We start from the raw sequence: 17261 nt of genomic DNA, 5'->3' as shown, positions 1-17261 counted from the left end.
GAAAATCATCAAACCTTCTCCACCTGCCCGAACTCCAGCTCCACCGGCGTCGGGCGGCCGAAAATGGACACCGCGACCTTGAGGCGCGAGCGGGCTTCGTCGACTTCCTCGACGAGGCCGTTGAAGGAGGCGAAGGGGCCGTCCGCGACGCGCACCGTCTCGCCCACCTCGAAGCTGATCGTGGGCTTGGGCCGCTCCACGCCTTCCGCGACCTGGCCCTTGATGCGCATGGCCTCCTCTTCGGAGATCGGCATGGGCTTGTTGTCCGCGCCAAGGAAGCCCGTGACCTTGGGCGTATTCTTGATGAGCGAGAAAACCGGGTCCGTGAGGTTGCACTTCACCAGCACATAGCCGGGAAAGAACTTGCGCTCGGTGGAGACCTTGCGCCCGCGGCGCACTTCGACCACCTGCTCGGTCGGCACGAGGATTTCCTCGAAAGCCTCGGTCAGGCCCCGCTGCGCGGCGCCCTCGCGGATCGCCTCGGCGACCTTCTTCTCGAAGTTCGAATAGGCGTGGACGATATACCAGCGCATGGCCATGGGCGGTGCTCCGATGCGTGGAATTTACTGACCGGCGCGCAGCATCAGGCCGACGAGGAAGCGCAGGGCCGAATCGACCACGACGAAGAACAGGCTGGCGAAAAGCACCATGAGGATCACGAGGCCGGTCGTGATCATGGTCTCGCGGCGGGTGGGCCAGGTGACCTTGTTCGCCTCGGCGCGGACTTCCTGCAGGAATTGAAACGGATTGACCATTCGCTTGCCCGGCTTTCAGGTGGCGCGCGCGGCGCGCCGTAAAACAGTCGCGGCGCGGGGCCTTCCGGCCGCGCGCCACGCGAATTGCGTTATAACGGCTCGCGCCCCGGTCGCCAAGGACAAAATATACAAGGAAGAGCCGCCGCCCGGTCGACGCGGGCGGCGCGCCATCTCCCGATTGCCCCGCCGCCGGCTCCACCGTAAAGACTGACGCCCACAGCCCCAGCCGTTTCGGAGGACGACATGCGCCTTTCCGCTTCCCTCGCCGCCCTCGCCGCCGCCGCGGCGCTCTCGGCCTGCAACGCCAACCGCCAGCCGCAGCCCGTGGTCGACCCGGTCGGTCCGCTGCGCCCGGCGCCGTCGAGCCTCACGCTCCCTGAGGGCGCCGGCTGCTCGGCCGCCGTCAGCCGCTACAAGGCGGTGATCGAGAACGACCTTTCCATGGGGCATGTGAACAAGGGCGTTTACGACCAGATTCAGGGCGAGATTTCGCAGGCCGCCGACGCCTGCGCCGCGGGCCAGGACGCCAAGGCGATCTCTCTCGTCCGCGCCTCCAAGGCGCGCCACGGCTATCCCGGCGGCTGAGGTCGGAAAAGCGACACGCCGCCGTCGCAAAAGCGTCGGAAGTCACTCTGGAAACAATCCAGACTAGGCCCTTTGACGCTTTTGCCGCTGGTCCCTACGTTGCTAATCGAAGCGACACAGAGGGAAATGAGCGCATGATGAAACGGGCGGCGGCGGTTTTGGGATTGGGCTTCGCGACGGCGCTCGCGGGCGCGGCTTCGGCCGAGACCTATACGCTCACGATCAAGGACCACAAGTTCGATCCCTTGGAACTGAAGATCGCCGCCGACAAGGCGGCGACGCTCGTCGTGAAAAATCTGGATGCGACGCCGGAAGAATTCGAATCCAAACCCCTTCGCATCGAAAAGGTCGTGCCCGCCGGCGGCGAGGCGTCGTTCCAGCTGCGGCCCCTGAAGCCGGGGCGCTACAAATTCGTCGGCGAGTTCCACGAGGACAGCGCCAAGGGCGAGGTGGTGGTGGAATAAGCCATGCTCGGCGCGCTGATCATCGTCTTTCGCGAGGCCATCGAAGCGGGCCTCATTATCGGCATCGTCGCGGCGGTCACGCGCGACGTCGCGGGATCGCGCGGCTACATCGCAGGCGGCGTCGCGGCGGGAGTCGCGGGCGCGATCTTGGTCGCGGCCTTCGCGGAGCAATTGTCCCGGGCCTTCGCGGGCAGCGGTCAGGAGCTGTTCAACGCGGGCGTGCTGATGCTCGCGGTCGCCATGCTCGCCTGGCACAACATCTGGATGGCGAAACACGGCAAGGAGCTCGCGCAGGAACTGTCCGCCGTCGGCAAGGCGGTGGCGCGGGGCGACCGGACGCTTCTCGCCCTCGCGACGGTCGTGGGTCTCGCCGTGCTGCGAGAGGGTTCGGAGGTCGCGCTTTTCCTCTATGGCGTTCTCGCCTCCGGCGAGGCGGCGGGGGGCGTTTTGGCGGGCGGCGTCGCAGGGCTCGCGCTCGGCGCGTTCACAAGCCTCGCGACCTTCTTCGGCCTGGTGTCGATCCCGCCGAAAAAACTCTTCGCCGTGACGACGGCGCTGATCACCCTGCTCGCCGCCGGCCTTGCCGCGCAGGCGGTCGCCTTCCTCCAACAGGCGGGAACGATCACGGCGCTCGGGGACACGATGTGGGACACTTCCTGGCTCCTCTCTGACAAGAGCATCCCGGGCCGCGTGCTGCATACGCTGATCGGCTACGCCGACCAGCCGTCGATCATGCAGGTCGTGGTCTATGCGGCGACGATCGCCGCCATCGCCGCGGCGACCAGACTGACGGCGATGAACGCTCAGCGGCCGATGCGGACGCCGGCCGAGTAAAGGCCGTCAGAACGGCGGCGCGCCGAGCCGCCAGTTGAGGCCGGCGCGCACCATATGCAGGCCGAGCGGCTGCGTCGCGAGGGAGCCGACGGTCGGCAGGGCTATGGCGCCTCCGGGCGTCGACGCAAGCTGAGAGCCGCCGCCGCCGCCGCTCGCGCCGCCAAACGAAAGATAGCCATATTCCGTCTTCAACGAGAGCTGGTCCGTGACGGCGTATTCGAGTCCGCCGCCGACGGTCCAGCCCGCCTGCACGGCGGAAGCGGCGGCGGCATAGGCGTCGACAAAACCCGCGCCCAGCGCCGTCGCGCCCGTGACGCTCCCGCTCTGCGCGCTGGCCGAGACCTCCCCATAGGCGACGCCGCCGGTCACATAAGGAAAAACGCGGTCGAAGGCGTAGCCGACGCGCGCCCGCGTCGTTCCGAACCAGGCGACCGAGCCGTGGACGCCGGCGCCGGGCGCGGCCGATGCGGAGAAGGGCGTGGCCGCGACCGTCGATCGGGCGCCGTTCCAGCGCAGTCCGCTCCATTGCGCGTCCGTCTCGACGCCGACGACGAAGCCGCTCGGCAACTGATGATTGTAGCCGGCCTGAGCGCCCGCGACGAAACCGCCCGCGCGCGTCGATACGAATGACTCCAGGGCGGAGGGGGGCGCGAAACCGCCGACCTGCGCCCGTACGTCGCGGGCGTCCGCCGATCCGCCGCCATAACCGCCGTTGACGCCGACGTAGAACCCGGTCCAGTCGCGCGGGTCGACGCCCGGCACGGTGAAGGACGGCGGCTCGAACCCCTCGCCGCCGCCGATGAAGCGGTAGTTCAGGCCCGCGCGCACGAAATGGAAGCCGACGCCGTCATTCGCGAAATAGCCGCCCTCCCAGAAGGCGGGCGCGATCAAGGAGGGATGCGCGACGGCGAGCGTCCCGCCGAAGCCGCCGAAGGCCGCATAGAGATATTCGGTCTTTAGGGAGAGATTGCCGGTGAGCGCGTATTCGGCGCCGACGCCCGCCGTCCAGCCGACCTGCGTGGCGCTGGTCGCGCTGGCGGCGACGCGGTCGACGCCCAGGAGGGGCGTCGCCGAGACGCCGCCCCAGCCGGAGCCGAAGCCGCCATAGGCGACGCCCGCCGTGACATAAGGGAGAAAACGTCCGATGGCGTAGCCGACGCGCAGGCGCGTCGTGCCAAACCAGTCCAGCGCCGCGCGCGTCGCGTCGGCGGAGACGAAGCTGGGAACGGGCGCCGGCGCCGCGACGGCTTGGATCGCGCGCCGCACATCGCTCCACTGCATGTCGGACTCGACGCCGAGCACGACGCGGTTCTCGAAACGGTAGTTGTAGCCGGCCTGTCCGCCGAACAGGAATCCGGCGGCGCGCGAGACGTCCCGGCTCTCCGCGAGCCACGGGAACGCGAGAGAAAGCGCCGGAATCCGCGCATCCCGCGCGCCCCAGGCGTCGCCGCCGAAGCCGCCGTTCACGCCGATGTAGAAGCCGGTCCAGGTAAAGGCGGCCGGCGCCGCGACGGCGGGCGCGGCGGCGAGGGGCAGCGCGGCGACGACAGCCGTCGCGACAAGCTTCATGAGGGCGACATCTCCTGTTCTGCGGCCGACGAATCGGCGTTCGGCGGCGCATCTGAAATTCTTTAAGGGCAAGGCCCCCAGCGTCAATGAGGCCACGCCGGAAGTTGCGCTTTCCACGCAGAAAATCCCGCGCTGTTGCAAGAACGACGCGCTTGCCCGCAGGCCCGCGCGCGGCTCAGTCGCGCGCCGTGATGTTGATTTTCTTGACGACCCTTTCCGGCTCGGGCCGCACCAGATCGACCGACAGGAGGCCGTTGACGAGATCGGCGCCAAGCACCTGCATTCCGTCGGCGAGCAGGAAGGCGCGCTGGAACTGGCGCGAGGCGATGCCGCGGTGCAGGAAATGCCGCTCCCGCTCCTCGACCTGGCGGCCGCGGATGACAAGCTGGTTTTCCTCGAGCGACACATCGAGCTGGTCGCGCGTGAATCCCGCGACGGCGAGGGTGATGCGCAAACGCTCCGGCTCCGACTCGCTGCGCGGAATGCGCTCGATGTTGTAGGGCGGATAGCCGTCGGCGCCGCTTCTCGTGACGCGGTCGAGCGCCCGTTCTATTTCGTCGAACCCGAGAAGAAACGGCGAATTGAGCGGCGGACGCGACATGTCAGAAGCCCTTCTGGCGCCTCGATATCGGCGGGACCCGCAGGGCGTCCCGGCGCGCAATTTATGGCCGAGGGCGCCGTCCCGATCAAGGGGCGCTTCGATCCGGCGGGATCATTGACGCCGGCCGCGGCAATCCCCATCTGCCGTCGGTCTCTCCTCGCGCCCGGGCGGCCGTGATGCTCTTTTTTCCATTGCGACTGGCGCTGGTTTCGCTCACGCTCGCGCCGCTATCCGCGCTGGCGGAGGCAACGCCGTCGATCGTCGCGCCCGAGGGCGACCGTTTCACGCTTCAGCCCACCGACGGCGGATTCCTGCGCATGCACAGGGACACCGGCGCGCTCTCCTTCTGCTCGGTGAAGGACGGCGTCGCGGTCTGTCGGCTCGGCGCCGACGAACGCGCGGCGTTAGAGGCCGAGATCGAGCGCCTGCGCGCGGAAAACGCCCGCCTCAAAGCCGCGGGCGGCGCGCCGCAGGGGCCGTCGGCGCTCCCCAGCGAGCAGGATTTCGAGCGCGCCCTCTCCTTTACCGAGCGTTTCCTGCGACGCATAATGCGGCTCTTCAAGGAGGAAGCGCCGTCGGGAGGCGCGCAATGAGCGCAGGAGACGCGCGCGTATGACAGACCAGGGCCCTTTCGCCAACTGGCCGCATCTCGACAAGAAGCCCGAGCGCCCAGAGCGCCCGTATATTTCCCTTCCCGGCTCTGCCGAAACGGAACCCGAACCCATGGCGTCAAAAAACGCGCTCGAAAATTTTCTCGGCGGCTCGCCGCTCAATGTCGCGGTCCGTCTGTTCTTCATCTCGCTCGTCGTCGGCGCGCTGCTGATGTGGCTCGAACTGAGGCCAATGGACATTCTGCGCGGCGTGCAGGCTTTTTTCGACCGCATCTACGCGCTGGGCTTCGGCGCGTTGAAGGAACTCGCGAGCTATGTGCTCGCCGGCGCCGTGTTCGTCGTGCCCGCCTGGTTCGTGCTCCGGCTGATGAACGTGGGCGCCCGGCGGTAGACCGCCTTTTCCGACCGCCGGCCCCGCGCGCCGGCCGCGAAAGAGATCGAAAGAGATTCCGGCCATGTCCCGTTACGACGATTTACGCGACCAGTATTGTCGCTACCGGGTCGAGGCAGACCGTCTGCGCCTCGATTATCAGCGTCTGCCGGGACTGCTCGCGGAGCGGCTGACCGCCCATCTCGGTTGCCCCGCGAGCTTCGAGGATCCGGCGGGGGGCGGCGCGCGCGCCTATGTCTCGCCGGCGCTGGTCGTGAGAAGGACCGAAGGATTCGGCCTGCTCCCCTTCATCGGCGGCGAGGCGGCCGCGGCGCAGGTGGAGACGGCCGACGACGGGCGCTTCTACTTCGCCCTTTGCCTTGCCCTGGAGCCGCGAGCGGGCGCGACGCCGACGGAACGTTTCGCGGTTCTCCTGAGCGCGCTTGAGACGGGCGACGTCATGAAAGTCCGGGTGGAGGACACCCGGCCCAAATTCGAGGTCGCCCTCGGCGAGCCCGACGACGAGCGCGATCTCCTCGGCGAGATTTGCGGCGTCGTCGAGGACGCGCTCGATCTCGATCGCGCCGAAGCCGCCGCGACGCCCTTGATCGGCTTCGTCCGCTTCGATCTCTGACGCCCGTCGCCTCTCCTATTTCCGCTTCGCAATGCTCGACGTCAGGTCGGCCTCGCCTGCGCTCATGTCCTCGCGGCGCGGCGGGAGCGGCTCTTCGGGCGCGTTGACGGGCCCGAGCCCCTCTCCGCCGCCGTCATAGGCCGAAAGCGGCGGCTTGCCGGTCGTATCGTTGTCCGTCTCTTCGCCGGGAGCGGGCTTGACGTTCTGCATGGCGACGAGCGGCGACTCCGACGGCGGCGTCTCCTGCGGCGCGGGCTTGCAGACCGTGCGGCCGGAGCGGCCGCGCATCGCGAGATCGACGTGAATATGGTTGTAGTGAAAGGCGTTGGAGCCCGGCGACAGCACGGTGGAGAAATGCCCGCAGGAGCCGCGGTGCACGTCCATCAGAAACGCCCGCGTCTGGTCGTCGCCGCGCCACCAGTCTCTCACGATCGAGATCTGCCGCCCGTCCGCCAGCACGAAGCCGCCGATATCCAGCGCATTGCCGAAGGAATGTTCCGAAAGCTGCGCGCCGCGCTGATTGTTCATGCCGCGGCAGGCGTAGGAGCCCATGGAATTGATCTGCGCGACGCGGCTTCCGAAACGCGCCTGCGCGGCGGGCTGCACCGTGTCTGCGAGCCATTGGTCGAGTTCCGCGACCATCGGGCAGCCCAACGTCGCCGTGGCGTTGAAGGCGACCGTCCCGCCCTGCAGCGCCGTCACCTTGAAGGGTTTGGTCAGCCCGCAAATGCCGGGGCCGTCGACCTCGTTGGCCAGCGCGATCCATTCTGACGGCTGCACGCGCCGCTGCGCGATGCAGGCGTTCTCGGCGTGCGTGCGCCAGGCCGGGCGCTGCGGCTTGAAGGGGACGGAACAGCCCACAAGCGTCGCAGCGAGCAACAGGAGGAGAAGAGAGACGCGGACGAACATGCCGCGCAGAATGGCGAAGAGCCGATTAACCGGCGGTCGAAAAATTTAGTTAACGTCGAAATATTCCGCGCCTGTCGCCCGGCGGCCGCATAAAGAGATGTGGCCGGCGCCAAGCCGGCCACTTCCTCGCCTCATTGCCAAGTTGGCGGGGTTATTGCGCGGTTATTGCGCGTTACCCTTGCGGGCGCGCATAAAACTGTCGAACTCCTCGCGATCGCGGGCGCGGCGCAGTTCGGCGATGTGTTCGGCGAATTCGCGCTCGGCCTCGGCGAGCTTGCGGCGCTCCTCCTCGAGCCGCACGAGTTCGCCTTCGCGCCACTCGTCGAAAGCGACATTGCCGGTCGAACGCATGAAAGACGGGCCGGCCCAGCCGGCGGCGCTCTCGCGCGACGCATCGGCAAAGGCGCTGCGCACCCTGGCGCCCTGTTCCGCCGCGAAGGAGAAGAGATCCCCCTCATGGCCAAAGCTCCGGCCCCAGAGCTTCATCAGCAGAAGCGCAAGGCCGATCGGCCAGAAGATGAAAAAGCCGATGACGACGGCCGCGACTTCGAACGGCCTCCAATGCGCGCATCCTCCCTGACGCCCCCAGGCAGAGGACGAGGACATTCGGGAATAACGATCGCAGCTCATGTTTGGCTCCAGTTGACGCCCGGCCCCGGTCGCCCGGCCGCCGATGTAAATGTTATACACATTAACATTGGTTTTCGCAAGTTTAGCGTCGGCATCGACGATGTCGGCGGCGCCTCCGCCCCTTTCAAGCCCCCTCCTCCTCGCAGCTCAAAATCCAGGTGCGGCCGCAAAAGGCGACATAAATGCGCTCCTGTCCCAGCGCCCGCCCGAGTTCGGCTGCGAGTTCGTCGAGCATGGCCTCGACGTCGCCGTCGGCAAGATGGCCGAGATAGGCGTGCACAGCCTCGCCCGCAAAGATCGCGACGGGTTCACGGTCGGAGCCGACCGCGCCGTTTTCCCGCGGCCAGGCGTAGGTTACTTCCGCGCGTGAAAACATGCCCGAGAGCGCGGGCTTTCCTTGCGCCACGCGCCGCCGCATCCAGCTCCGAGCGGTGCGCACGGCCTCCGAGACGTCATAGACCCGGCCCTCGGCGTCCCACCCTTCGCGCAGGCCCACGGTGATGCGGAAATCGCGCCGCGGCCCCATCGAACCGGGGACGAGACGATAGGTTTTGGACTCGCTCATGCAAGGAAATGTAAGGCGCGGCGCTCAGGAGGGAACGGCGCCCTCAGGGCCGGGAGCGTCCCCGCCCCACGCGCAGAATCAGGACCGCCGTCAGCAACGGCCCCGCCGCGAGAGCGAGCAGCGCGTCGGAGAACTCGCCCGTCGCGCCTTTGATGATTCCCACGAGCCAGGGTCCGGCGAGCCCCGAAACATTGCCGATGGAATTGATCGCCGCGACGCCCACCACCGCGTCCGCGGGGCCGAGCGCGAGCGTGCAGAAGCTCCAGAAGGTCGGCAGGGCCGCGACCGAGCCGACGGCGGCGAGCGTCAGGGCGATCATCGCGCAAAAATGCGAGGGCGCGTAAGCCGCCGCTGCAAGACCGAGGCTGCCGAGGACGGCGGCGGCGGCCGTATGCCAGACGGTCTCGCCCGCGCGGTCGGAACTGCGGCTCCACAGCCACATGGCGAGCGCGCCGCAGGCGTACGGCGCGGCGGCGAGGAAGCCGGTCGCGAGCGTGCTTGCGCCGAAGCCCTTGATGATCTGCGGCAGCCAGAAACTCAGGCCATAGAGCGCCAGAACGACGCCGAAATAGGCGACCCCGAGGGTGAGGACGCGCGGATCGGCGACCGCGCGCCAATGATCGCCGTCCGCCTGGGACGCGTCGCAGGCGAGGGCCGAATTGAGCCAGTCGCGCTCCGCGGGCGCGAGCCAGCGCGCGTCGGCGGGCCGGTCCGGGAGATGAAAGAAGCAGACGACGCCGAGCGCAATCGACGGCAGGGCCTCCAGAAAAAACAGCCAGCGCCAGCCGGAGACGCCCGCGACGCCGTCCATGGTGGAGAGGATGACGCCCGAGATCGGCGAGCCGATGGCGCTGCCGAGCGGCACGGCGATGAGGAAACCGGCGAGAATGCGCGCGCGCCGGGCGGCGGGGATCCAGTAGGTGAGGTAGAGAATGACTCCCGGCGCGAACCCCGCCTCCGCCGCGCCGAGCAGGAAGCGCAGGACGACGAAGCTTTGCGCGCTCCAGACGAAAGCGGCGGCGGCGGCGGCGAGCCCCCAGCTCACCATGATGCGCGCGATCCACAGACGCGCGCCGACGCGATGCATCACATAATTGCTCGGCGCCTCGAAGAGGCAGTAGCCGATGAAGAAGACGCCCGCCGCCCAGCCGTAGAACTCGGGCGAGAAGCCGAGTTCGGCGTTCATGGCGAGCGCCGCGAAGCCGACGTTCACGCGATCGAGATAGGCGACGAAAAAGCCCGCAACCAGCAGCGGAATGAGCCGCCACGCGACTTTGTCGACGATGGCGTCGCCGTCGGTCCGGAAAGCCGGTTTGCCGGGCGTCATGGTCACGGGCGCGCCTTTCGCGCAAACGGACGAGAGGCCGCCATCGCTAGCTGCGCAATGAGCTCAGCGCAACTCGAAGCCGAGCGCCCTCAGAGCCTCGCCCAGACGGTCGCGCCCGCTCATGGCGTCCGGCCCGCGCACGCGGGAGAGCGCCTGGCGGATCCAGCCCTGCTCGGGAAGGCCCTGCTCCTTCTGGAAGTCCTTGAACTTTACGTCGAGCGTCTCGATCGCGTCGCGCTGCGCGTCGTCCCAATGATATTGCTCGCGATGCAGTACGGCGCCCTGGCCGAGGCGCGGCTTCACCCCGGCGTTGGCGGCCGGGTCGGGCACGCCGATGGTCATGCCGAAAACGGCGAAGACATTGGGCGGCAGGTTCAGCTCTTTCGCCACTTCCTCGGGCTTGTTGCGCATGGCGCCGATGTAGCAGCATCCGAGGCCAAGCGCCTCGAGCGCCACGACGGCGTTCTGAGCGGCGAGGGCCGCGTCGACCACGCCAGTCAAGAAGATTTCGAGATAGGGAAGCGCGTTGGCGTCGCGGCCCTTCTCCTTGGCGAGATTTTCGAGGCGCGCGAGATCGCAGAGCCAGACGAGGAGCAGCTTGCAGTCGCGAATGTGCTTTTGTCCCCCGGCGAGATCGGCGAGGCGGTTCTTGCGACTCTCGTCCTCGACCGCGACGACGCTCCAGACCTGAAGATTCGACGAGGTGGAGGCCGATTGCGCGGCGGCGACGATCGTCTCCAGCGCGCCGGGCGGCAGGGGCTGGTCGAGATAATTGCGATGCGAGCGATGCGCGAGCAGCAGATCGAGCGTGTCGTTCCAGATTGCCGGCCTGGGCGCGTCGTCGCGGCGATAGCGCTCGAACATGGCGGCGGCGCCGCGCGGGTCGACGGTGTCGGGGCTGACGGGTTTGTTCATTCGGCTTCCAAAACGGTTCGCGCCGGGCGTCGCGGCCCGGCGCCTGTCCGCGTCACTCTAGCAAGCGGGGCGCTGGGCTCCAAGAAGCTTGCGGCGCCGCAGCAATCCTTCGTCTAATTCGCGAGGCCGAGCCAGCGCAGCCAGCCGGCGCCGGCTTTCGGAGCCTCCGCCGCGCGGGCGGGAACATGCGTCCCGCCCTCGACGCGCCCCGGCACCAGAATGGCGCGGAAGTCGTTGACATTGGTGCGCGTCGGGCCGGTCACCACGAGGTCGCCGAGCGCCTCGAAGGCCGTGAAGGCGTCATTATTGGCGAAAAGCGCCTTGAGGTCGACGCCCTTCGCCTGGGCGCGGGCGAAACTGTCGGCGGTCATGATGGCGCCGGCGTTGGTTTCGACGCCGTCGATGCCGTCCGTGTCGCAGGCGATGGCCGAAATGCCGCCGAAGCCTTCGAGCGCCAGCGTGAGGCCGAGCAGAAACTCCGCGTCGCGGCCGCCCTTGCCGTTTCCGCGCACCGTCACCGTGGTCTCGCCGCCGGAAATGATGGCGACCGGCGGCGGCGCCGGCTGGCCGTGGCGCGCGATCTGGCGTGCGATTCCCGCATGAACCAGCGCGACGTCGCGCGACTCGCCCTCGAGGTCGCCGAGAATGAGCGGAGTATAGCCCGCCTTGCGCGCGACCTCGGCGGCCGCGTCGAGCGAGCCCTGCGGCGTGGCGATGAGAATATTCTCCACGCGCTCGAAAATCCTGTCGCCGGGCTTGGGCGTCTCGCAGGCGTCGCTGGAGAGATGGCGGATCACCGCCTCAGGGGCGTTGATGCCATATTTCTTGATGACCGCGAGCGCGTCGTGGCGCGTCGTCGGATCGGGAACCGTGGGGCCGGAGGCGATGACGGAAAGATCGTCGTTCGGCACGTCAGAAATCATCAGCGCGACGACGCGCGCGGGCGCCGCCGCTGCGGCGAGCTTGCCGCCCTTGATGGCGGATAGATGCTTGCGGACGCAATTCATCTCGGAAATATTCGCGCCGCTCTTTAGCAGCGCCTTGTTGACAGCCTGCTTTTCTTCGAGCGTGACGCCCTCGGCCGGCAACGCCATCAGCGCCGAGCCGCCGCCGGAAATGAGCGCGAGAACGAGATCGTCCTCCGTGAGGCCCTGGACCTTCTCGAAAATGCGCCCAGCCGCGGCCTTGCCGGCGGCGTCCGGCACTGGATGCGACGCCTCGATCACCTCGATCTGCTGAGTTTCCGCTCCATGATCGTAGCGGGTGACCACCAGGCCTTCGAGCGGCCCGCCGGTCCAGTGCCGTTCGACCGCCGCGGCCATGGAGGCGGCCGCCTTTCCCGCGCCGATGACGATCGTGCGGCCCTTGGGCGGCGCGATCTTCTCGAGATAGGGCGGCAGGCAGACGGAAGGATGCGCGGCGCCGACGGCGGCGTCGAACATGTCGCGGAGAAGCTGGCGGGGATCGGCGGGCATGAAAATGTCATCCGGTTGCGAGGGGCGATCCATCTCCCCCTCGCGGGGGGAGGTCGGCCGCCAAAGGCGGCCGGGAGGGGGTGAAACGCCGGGTTTGGGGCGGTCACGCCACCCCGAACCGCTATCGCGGTTCACCCTCCCCCTCAAGGGGAGGGTGAACCATATGACTTACGAGCCGGAGATGGCGTTGGCCTTCTCAATCAGCGCCTCGGCCATGCGGATCGAGGCGATGTCGATGAGACGGCCGTCGAGCGACACGGCGCCCTTGCCGGCCTTGGCGGCCTCCTCCATCGCCGCGAGGATGCGGCGGGCTTTCGTCACTTCGGCTTCCGACGGGGTGAAGACCTCATTGGCGAGTTCGATCTGCGAGGGGTGAATCGCCCACTTGCCCTCATAGCCGAGAACCGCGGCGCGCTTGGCGGCGGCCTTGTAGCCTTCCGGATCGTTGAAGTCGCCGAACGGTCCGTCGATCGGACGCAGGCCATAGGCGCGGCAGGCGACCATCATGCGGGTCTGGGCGGCGTGCCACTGGTCCATCCAGTAATAGTCGCGCGAGCCGTCTTCCTTCTTGTCGGTGAGAACGCCGTAATCCGGGTTCACGCCGCCGATGACGGTGGTGCGGGCGCGGGTCGAGGCGGCGTAGTCGGCGACGCCGAAGGACATGGCCTCGAGGCGCTTAGACGACTGGGCGATCGCTTCGACATTCGCCATGCCGAGCGCGGTCTCGATCAGCACTTCGATGCCGATGCGCTTCTCGCGCCGCTTCTTGTACTGCTCGATCTGGGTGATGAGCATGTCGATGGCGTAGACGTCCTGCGGCACGCCGACCTTCGGAATCAGCACGACGTCGAGACGCGGGCAGGCTTCGAGAACGTCGACGACGTCGCGGTAGCAGTAATGCGTGTCGAGACCATTGATGCGCAGCGTCATGGTCTTCTTGCCCCAATCGATATCGTTGAGGCCCTGGATGATGTTCTTGCGCGCCTGCTCCTTGTCGTCCGGCGCGACGGCGTCTTCAAGGTCGAGGAAGACGACGTCGGCCTTCGACTGCGCGGCCTTCTCGAACATGCCCGGCGCGGAGCCCGGCACGGCGAGTTCGGAGCGATGCAGGCGCGGCGTGGCCTGCTCGATCAAGGTAAAGCTCATAGCAATTCCCCTTCCTTCTTCTCTGGTATGAACGCGCGCCCCGCCGAGATGAAACGGATTTCCGGAAGCGCGCCAGGATGCACTTAGCCGGTGGCCCCGAGGCCCGCGGCGATGCAACTGATGGAGATGAGCAGAGGCACTTTCACCGCCTCCTTCTCCTGTTCGTCCTGCGCCGAGCGGAAACGGCGCAAAAGCTCGACCTGTTCGCGATTGACTTCATTGATGACCGGGAGACGATGTGTGAGCCGCGCGGCGTATTCCTTGAAACGCTCGGTGGGATCGCGGTCGCCCGTGACGCGCAGGACCATTTCTCGCGTCAGCGCGCATTCGTCCTCGATCATCTTGAAGATTTTCTCGCGCACCGCCTCGTCGGCGACGAGGCTGGCGTAGGATTTCGCGATGGACAGATCGACGAGCGCCAGCGTCTTCTCGACCTCGTCCATGATGAGGCGGAAGAGCCGCGAATCCTCGAACATCCAGCGCAGCAGTTCGAGGCCGCGGTCGCCGCGCGCGTCGAGAAACGCCTTCAGGCCCGAGCCGACGCCGTACCAGCCGGTGATTGAATGGCGGTTCTGCGCCCAGGCGAACACCCATGGAATGGCGCGCAGATCCGCAAGGCTCTTGGCGCCGAAGCGGCGCGCCGGGCGCGAGCCGATGTTGAGCAGCGAGATTTCCTCAAGCGGACTTGCAGACTGGAAATAGGTTACGAGGTCGGGATCGCCGACGAGCTTCTCATAGGCTGCGAAGGAGGCGGCGGAGATTTCCTCGAGCGCCTCGTCGAAGTCCTTGCGCGGCACGAGCGCGGCCTCGCGTTCCGACTTCAGCGCATGCGCGAAAACGGAGGAGGCAAGCAGCTCCATCTGATAGGCGGCCGTGCCGCGGTTGGCGTATTTGAAGGAGACGACCTCGCCCTGCTCGGTGACGCGGAAGCGGCCCCGGATCGAGCCCGCGGGCTGCGCGGCGATGGCGTGGCCCGTCGGCGCGCCGCCGCGCGACACGGAGCCGCCGCGGCCGTGGAAGAAGGCGATGGCGACGTCCATTTCCTGGCCGACTTCGGTGAGGCGAGCCTGCGCCTTGTAAAGCTCCCAGTTCGACGACAGGAAGCCGCCGTCCTTGTTGGAGTCGGAATAGCCGATCATCACTTCCTGCAGGTCGCCCTGCGCATGGGTGCTGCGGCGGACGACCGGAATGGCCAGCAGGTCGCGCATGATGTCCGGCGCGTCCTGCAGATCGCCGATCGTCTCGAAGAGCGGGACGATCGGCAGCGTGACGTGATCGACGCCGGCGGCGTCGGCGAAAAGCCCCGCCTCCTTGGCGAGAAGATAGACGCCGAGCACGTCATTAGCGGACGACGTCATCGACAGGATGAAGCTCCCAAAGGCCTCGCGATCGAGGCGCGCGCGCATGTCCGCGACGACCTCGAACATTTCGACGACGTCGCGCGTCTCCGGCGTCAGCGTCTCGCGCGGAACCGGCGCGCCGCGCGGCGCGTCCAGCTCCTTCAGCAGCCATGCGCGCCAGTCGGGGGATTTCACGTCCGGCGGGTTCTCGGCCCCCGTCTTGACGCGCCACAATTCGTGGAGCGCCGAGGTCGTGCGCGTCGTGTTTTGACGAATGTCGAGGCGCACCGTGCTGAAACGGAAAATCTCGACGGCGCGGCGCAGCGGGCGCACGAGATCCGTCGCGAGCGCCTCGCTCCTGGCTTCCGACAGCGCCGCTTCGAGAAGCAGCAGATCGCCGATGAGCTTGTCGGCGCTGGTGTAGCGCGGGCCCGACGTCGGCGCGTCGTTCGTGGCGGCGAGCGTATTGTCGATCTTGCGCAGAACGGTTGTGAGATACTGTCGATAGGGCTCGTTGAAATTGCGTTGAGCGATGGCTGCGCCGTCATGCAGCTCGGCGAGCCGGCGCGCCAGCTCCTCCTTGAAGGCCGGCGGAACTACGGCGGCGCGCTCGCTGATCGACAGCGTGCGGACGAGATCGACGACGCGATTGCGATAATAGTTCAGGCTCGCGGTCGCGTTCTGGCGCATGGTGCGCCGCGTCACTTCATTGGTGACGAAGGGATTGCCGTCGCGGTCGCCGCCGATCCAGGAGCCGAACTGGAAGAAGGGCGTGACCTCGAATTTCTCGCTGGGATAATGGCGCTTCAGCGCGCGTTCGAACGAGGACAGAAGCTCCGGCGCGAGATCGAAAATGCTCTCCTGGAAGAAGTGCTGGCCCCAGGCGACTTCGTGTTCGACCGTCGGCTTTTCGAGATGCAGTTCGCCCGTGAGCCAGAGAAGTTCGATCTGGTCGTAGATCGACTTCACCAGCGCCTCGCGCTCGCGGTCGGTCCAGCGCGTGGACTCGAGTTCGCGCATCAACAGATAGATGCGGCGATATTTCTCGAGGATCGAGACGCGCTTGGCTTCGGTCGGATGCGCCGTGATGACCGGGCGGATGCGCAGCGTATGCAATTGCGCATGGACTTCTGAGGCCGGCACGCCCGCATTGGCGGCGCTCGATAAAACGTAATCGAACGTGCCGAGCAGCTTGTCATGGCCCTTTTCGCGCTCGATGCGGCGGCGGCGGCGCATGGCGTAGGCCTGCTCGGCGATGGAGACGAGCTGGAACAGAATGCCCTGCGCCTGCAGCGCGCGCGCCATCTGACGCGGCGCGAGGCCGGCGCCCGCCTTGTTGTCGCGCACGACGGCTTCGATCTCGGGCATATGGCGGCGGATGACCGCGAGCAGCTGTTCGCGCAGGAAGGCCGAGGCCTCGGTCACAGAACGCGTCGCGAAAGCCGAGGGCAGGCTGATCGCGGCTCGATTGTTCTGGGTCTCGGTCATGAGGACTCCCTGCGGATGCGAGATCGCCTTGCCGGCGGTTTGAGTAACTCGCGCCGCGTTTGCTCTTTTGGGAGCAATCGCGGCGCGAGCCTTGCTGCGAGGTCCGCGCGCGCCGATGACGGCAGGCGCAGGGGCGGCGTCAAGCGCGCTTGAGCGCTTTTGCGACGGTCGCGCCGAACTCCGCCGGATTGGGCGCAACGGTCAGACCGTAGGATTTCATGATCTCCGTCTTCTCGGCGGCGCTGTCGCCGGTCGCGGAGATGATCGCGCCCGCATGGCCCATGCGCCGGCCTTTCGGGGCCGTCATGCCGGCGACGAAGCCGATCACGGGCTTGGAGAAGTTCTCCTTGATCCAGGCAGCCGCCTCGGCCTCCTGCGGCCCGCCGATCTCGCCGATGATCAGCACGGCCTCGGTCTCGGGGTCCTTGTCGAAGAGGACGAGGTGATCGAGGAAGGAGGAGCCGTTGATCGGGTCGCCGCCAATGCCGACCGAGGTCGAAATGCCGAGGCCGACTTCCTTGAGCTGCGAGGCGGCTTCGTAGCCGAGCGTGCCCGAGCGCGAGATGAGGCCGACCTTGCCCTGGCTGTAGATGTGGCCGGGCATGATGCCGAGCATCGCCTTGCCGGGCGAGATGATGCCGGCGCAGTTCGGGCCGACCATCATGGGACGGCGATCCTTGGGGAAACGCAGGAAATAGCGCTTCACCTTCATCATGTCCTGCGCGGGAATGCCGTCGGTGATCGAGCAGATGAGGCGAATGCCGGCGTCGGCCGCCTCCATGATCGCGTCCGCGGCGAAGGCCGGCGCGACGAAGGTGATGGAGGCCTGCGCGCCCGTCGCCTTCACCGCTTCCTTCACCGTGTTGAAGACCGGCACGCCATGATGAGTCCGCCCGCCCTTGCCGGGGGTGACGCCGGCCACGACATTGGTGCCGTAGTCGATCATTTCCTTGGCGTGGAAGCTGCCCTTGTCGCCGGTGATGCCCTGAATGAGGATCGGGGTCTTTTCGTCGATGAGAATGCTCATGATGTCTTTCCCCGGC

The 17261-nt window shown here is 67.3% G+C and carries 19 protein-coding genes; 6 read left to right on the top strand and 13 right to left on the bottom strand.

Features of this window, described 5'->3' with window-relative positions; all coding sequences use genetic code 11:
* Window positions 1-8: 8 nt before the first annotated feature.
* The gene (nusG, locus tag ACV959_RS02705) at window positions 9-539 is read right to left on the bottom strand and encodes a transcription termination/antitermination protein NusG (protein WP_475738388.1); all 531 of its coding nucleotides are present in this window, start codon (window positions 537-539) and stop codon (window positions 9-11) included.
* Window positions 540-563: 24 nt separating this feature from the next.
* On the bottom strand, window positions 564-755 hold the full coding sequence (gene secE, locus ACV959_RS02700; RefSeq protein ID WP_475738387.1) for a preprotein translocase subunit SecE: 192 nt from the start codon (window positions 753-755) through the stop codon (window positions 564-566).
* Window positions 756-998: 243 nt separating this feature from the next.
* Here secE and ACV959_RS02695 point away from each other — a divergent pair, with 243 nt between their 5' ends.
* The 3 genes from ACV959_RS02695 (at window position 999) to ACV959_RS02685 (ending at window position 2638) form a co-directional block, all read left to right on the top strand.
* Entirely contained in the window at window positions 999-1340 is a 342-nt protein-coding gene (locus ACV959_RS02695) for a hypothetical protein (protein ID WP_475738386.1), read from the top strand.
* 134 nt (window positions 1341-1474) lie between these two features.
* Window positions 1475-1804 carry a cupredoxin domain-containing protein gene (locus tag ACV959_RS02690; RefSeq protein ID WP_475738385.1) on the top strand — a complete coding sequence of 110 codons (330 nt, stop codon included), beginning with the start codon at window positions 1475-1477 and terminating at the stop codon, window positions 1802-1804.
* Between the two features lie 3 nt (window positions 1805-1807).
* Window positions 1808-2638, top strand: coding sequence for an FTR1 family iron permease (locus ACV959_RS02685; RefSeq protein ID WP_475738384.1), 831 nt, complete (start codon window positions 1808-1810; stop codon window positions 2636-2638).
* Between the two features lie 6 nt (window positions 2639-2644).
* Here ACV959_RS02685 and ACV959_RS02680 read toward each other — a convergent pair whose 3' ends face one another.
* A complete protein-coding gene (locus ACV959_RS02680; RefSeq protein WP_475738383.1) occupies window positions 2645-4207 on the bottom strand; it encodes an outer membrane protein in 1563 nt (520 codons plus the stop codon).
* Window positions 4208-4382: 175 nt separating this feature from the next.
* Entirely contained in the window at window positions 4383-4808 is a 426-nt protein-coding gene (locus ACV959_RS02675) for an Hsp20 family protein (RefSeq protein WP_475738382.1), read from the bottom strand.
* A 176-nt stretch (window positions 4809-4984) separates the two neighbouring features.
* Between ACV959_RS02675 and ACV959_RS02670 the strand changes: the two genes are divergently transcribed.
* The 3 genes from ACV959_RS02670 (at window position 4985) to ACV959_RS02660 (ending at window position 6423) form a co-directional block, all read left to right on the top strand.
* Window positions 4985-5401 (top strand): hypothetical protein, encoded by a 417-nt coding sequence (locus ACV959_RS02670; protein ID WP_475738381.1) that lies wholly within the window; start codon window positions 4985-4987, stop codon window positions 5399-5401.
* Between the two features lie 19 nt (window positions 5402-5420).
* Entirely contained in the window at window positions 5421-5810 is a 390-nt protein-coding gene (locus ACV959_RS02665; RefSeq protein WP_475738380.1) for a DUF6460 domain-containing protein, read from the top strand.
* A 64-nt stretch (window positions 5811-5874) separates the two neighbouring features.
* Window positions 5875-6423, top strand: coding sequence for a hypothetical protein (locus ACV959_RS02660; RefSeq protein ID WP_475738379.1), 549 nt, complete (start codon window positions 5875-5877; stop codon window positions 6421-6423).
* A 15-nt stretch (window positions 6424-6438) separates the two neighbouring features.
* Here the strand turns inward: ACV959_RS02660 and ACV959_RS02655 are convergent, their stop codons facing one another.
* The 9 genes from ACV959_RS02655 to sucD form a co-directional block, all read right to left on the bottom strand.
* Window positions 6439-7332 (bottom strand): extensin-like domain-containing protein, encoded by an 894-nt coding sequence (locus tag ACV959_RS02655; protein WP_475738378.1) that lies wholly within the window; start codon window positions 7330-7332, stop codon window positions 6439-6441.
* Window positions 7333-7494: 162 nt separating this feature from the next.
* Window positions 7495-7962: a DUF2852 domain-containing protein gene (locus ACV959_RS02650; RefSeq protein WP_475738377.1), complete on the bottom strand. Its 468-nt coding sequence runs from the start codon at window positions 7960-7962 to the stop codon at window positions 7495-7497.
* A 124-nt stretch (window positions 7963-8086) separates the two neighbouring features.
* Window positions 8087-8527 (bottom strand): hypothetical protein, encoded by a 441-nt coding sequence (locus tag ACV959_RS02645; RefSeq protein ID WP_475738376.1) that lies wholly within the window; start codon window positions 8525-8527, stop codon window positions 8087-8089.
* A gap of 43 nt (window positions 8528-8570) precedes the next feature.
* Window positions 8571-9854 carry an MFS transporter gene (locus tag ACV959_RS02640; protein ID WP_475739575.1) on the bottom strand — a complete coding sequence of 428 codons (1284 nt, stop codon included), beginning with the start codon at window positions 9852-9854 and terminating at the stop codon, window positions 8571-8573.
* 63 nt (window positions 9855-9917) lie between these two features.
* On the bottom strand, window positions 9918-10769 hold the full coding sequence (locus tag ACV959_RS02635) for an NADPH-dependent oxidoreductase (protein WP_475738375.1): 852 nt from the start codon (window positions 10767-10769) through the stop codon (window positions 9918-9920).
* 113 nt (window positions 10770-10882) lie between these two features.
* Window positions 10883-12244, bottom strand: a complete 1362-nt coding sequence (locus ACV959_RS02630) for a glycerate kinase type-2 family protein (RefSeq protein WP_475738374.1) — start codon at window positions 12242-12244, stop codon at window positions 10883-10885.
* 168 nt (window positions 12245-12412) lie between these two features.
* Entirely contained in the window at window positions 12413-13390 is a 978-nt protein-coding gene (locus tag ACV959_RS02625) for an HpcH/HpaI aldolase/citrate lyase family protein (RefSeq protein ID WP_475738373.1), read from the bottom strand.
* Window positions 13391-13473: 83 nt separating this feature from the next.
* Window positions 13474-16218, bottom strand: a complete 2745-nt coding sequence (locus ACV959_RS02620) for a phosphoenolpyruvate carboxylase (protein WP_475738372.1) — start codon at window positions 16216-16218, stop codon at window positions 13474-13476.
* A 139-nt stretch (window positions 16219-16357) separates the two neighbouring features.
* Entirely contained in the window at window positions 16358-17245 is an 888-nt protein-coding gene (gene sucD, locus ACV959_RS02615; protein ID WP_475738371.1) for a succinate--CoA ligase subunit alpha, read from the bottom strand.
* Window positions 17246-17261: the final 16 nt, after the last annotated feature.

Source organism: Methylocystis sp. Se48, from assembly GCF_056269425.1.
This window is presented reverse-complemented; position numbering and strand designations above follow the sequence as displayed.

Bases quoted from the DNA above. Each gene is read 5' to 3' on its own strand.
- nusG (WP_475738388.1), bottom strand. From the start codon at position 539: ATGGCCATGCGCTGGTATATCGTCCACGCCTATTCGAACTTCGAGAAG.
- ACV959_RS02675 (WP_475738382.1), bottom strand. From the start codon at position 4,808: ATGTCGCGTCCGCCGCTCAATTCGCCGTTTCTTCTCGGGTTCGACGAA.
- ACV959_RS02660 (WP_475738379.1), top strand. From the start codon at position 5,875: ATGTCCCGTTACGACGATTTACGCGACCAGTATTGTCGCTACCGGGTC.
- ACV959_RS02620 (WP_475738372.1), bottom strand. From the start codon at position 16,218: ATGACCGAGACCCAGAACAATCGAGCCGCGATCAGCCTGCCCTCGGCT.
- ACV959_RS02645 (WP_475738376.1), bottom strand. From the start codon at position 8,527: ATGAGCGAGTCCAAAACCTATCGTCTCGTCCCCGGTTCGATGGGGCCG.
- ACV959_RS02635 (WP_475738375.1), bottom strand. From the start codon at position 10,769: ATGAACAAACCCGTCAGCCCCGACACCGTCGACCCGCGCGGCGCCGCC.
- ACV959_RS02640 (WP_475739575.1), bottom strand. From the start codon at position 9,854: ATGACGCCCGGCAAACCGGCTTTCCGGACCGACGGCGACGCCATCGTC.
- ACV959_RS02665 (WP_475738380.1), top strand. From the start codon at position 5,421: ATGACAGACCAGGGCCCTTTCGCCAACTGGCCGCATCTCGACAAGAAG.
- ACV959_RS02625 (WP_475738373.1), bottom strand. From the start codon at position 13,390: ATGAGCTTTACCTTGATCGAGCAGGCCACGCCGCGCCTGCATCGCTCC.
- secE (WP_475738387.1), bottom strand. From the start codon at position 755: ATGGTCAATCCGTTTCAATTCCTGCAGGAAGTCCGCGCCGAGGCGAAC.
- ACV959_RS02670 (WP_475738381.1), top strand. From the start codon at position 4,985: ATGCTCTTTTTTCCATTGCGACTGGCGCTGGTTTCGCTCACGCTCGCG.
- ACV959_RS02680 (WP_475738383.1), bottom strand. From the start codon at position 4,207: ATGAAGCTTGTCGCGACGGCTGTCGTCGCCGCGCTGCCCCTCGCCGCC.
- sucD (WP_475738371.1), bottom strand. From the start codon at position 17,245: ATGAGCATTCTCATCGACGAAAAGACCCCGATCCTCATTCAGGGCATC.
- ACV959_RS02690 (WP_475738385.1), top strand. From the start codon at position 1,475: ATGATGAAACGGGCGGCGGCGGTTTTGGGATTGGGCTTCGCGACGGCG.
- ACV959_RS02630 (WP_475738374.1), bottom strand. From the start codon at position 12,244: ATGCCCGCCGATCCCCGCCAGCTTCTCCGCGACATGTTCGACGCCGCC.
- ACV959_RS02685 (WP_475738384.1), top strand. From the start codon at position 1,808: ATGCTCGGCGCGCTGATCATCGTCTTTCGCGAGGCCATCGAAGCGGGC.
- ACV959_RS02695 (WP_475738386.1), top strand. From the start codon at position 999: ATGCGCCTTTCCGCTTCCCTCGCCGCCCTCGCCGCCGCCGCGGCGCTC.
- ACV959_RS02655 (WP_475738378.1), bottom strand. From the start codon at position 7,332: ATGTTCGTCCGCGTCTCTCTTCTCCTCCTGTTGCTCGCTGCGACGCTT.
- ACV959_RS02650 (WP_475738377.1), bottom strand. From the start codon at position 7,962: ATGAGCTGCGATCGTTATTCCCGAATGTCCTCGTCCTCTGCCTGGGGG.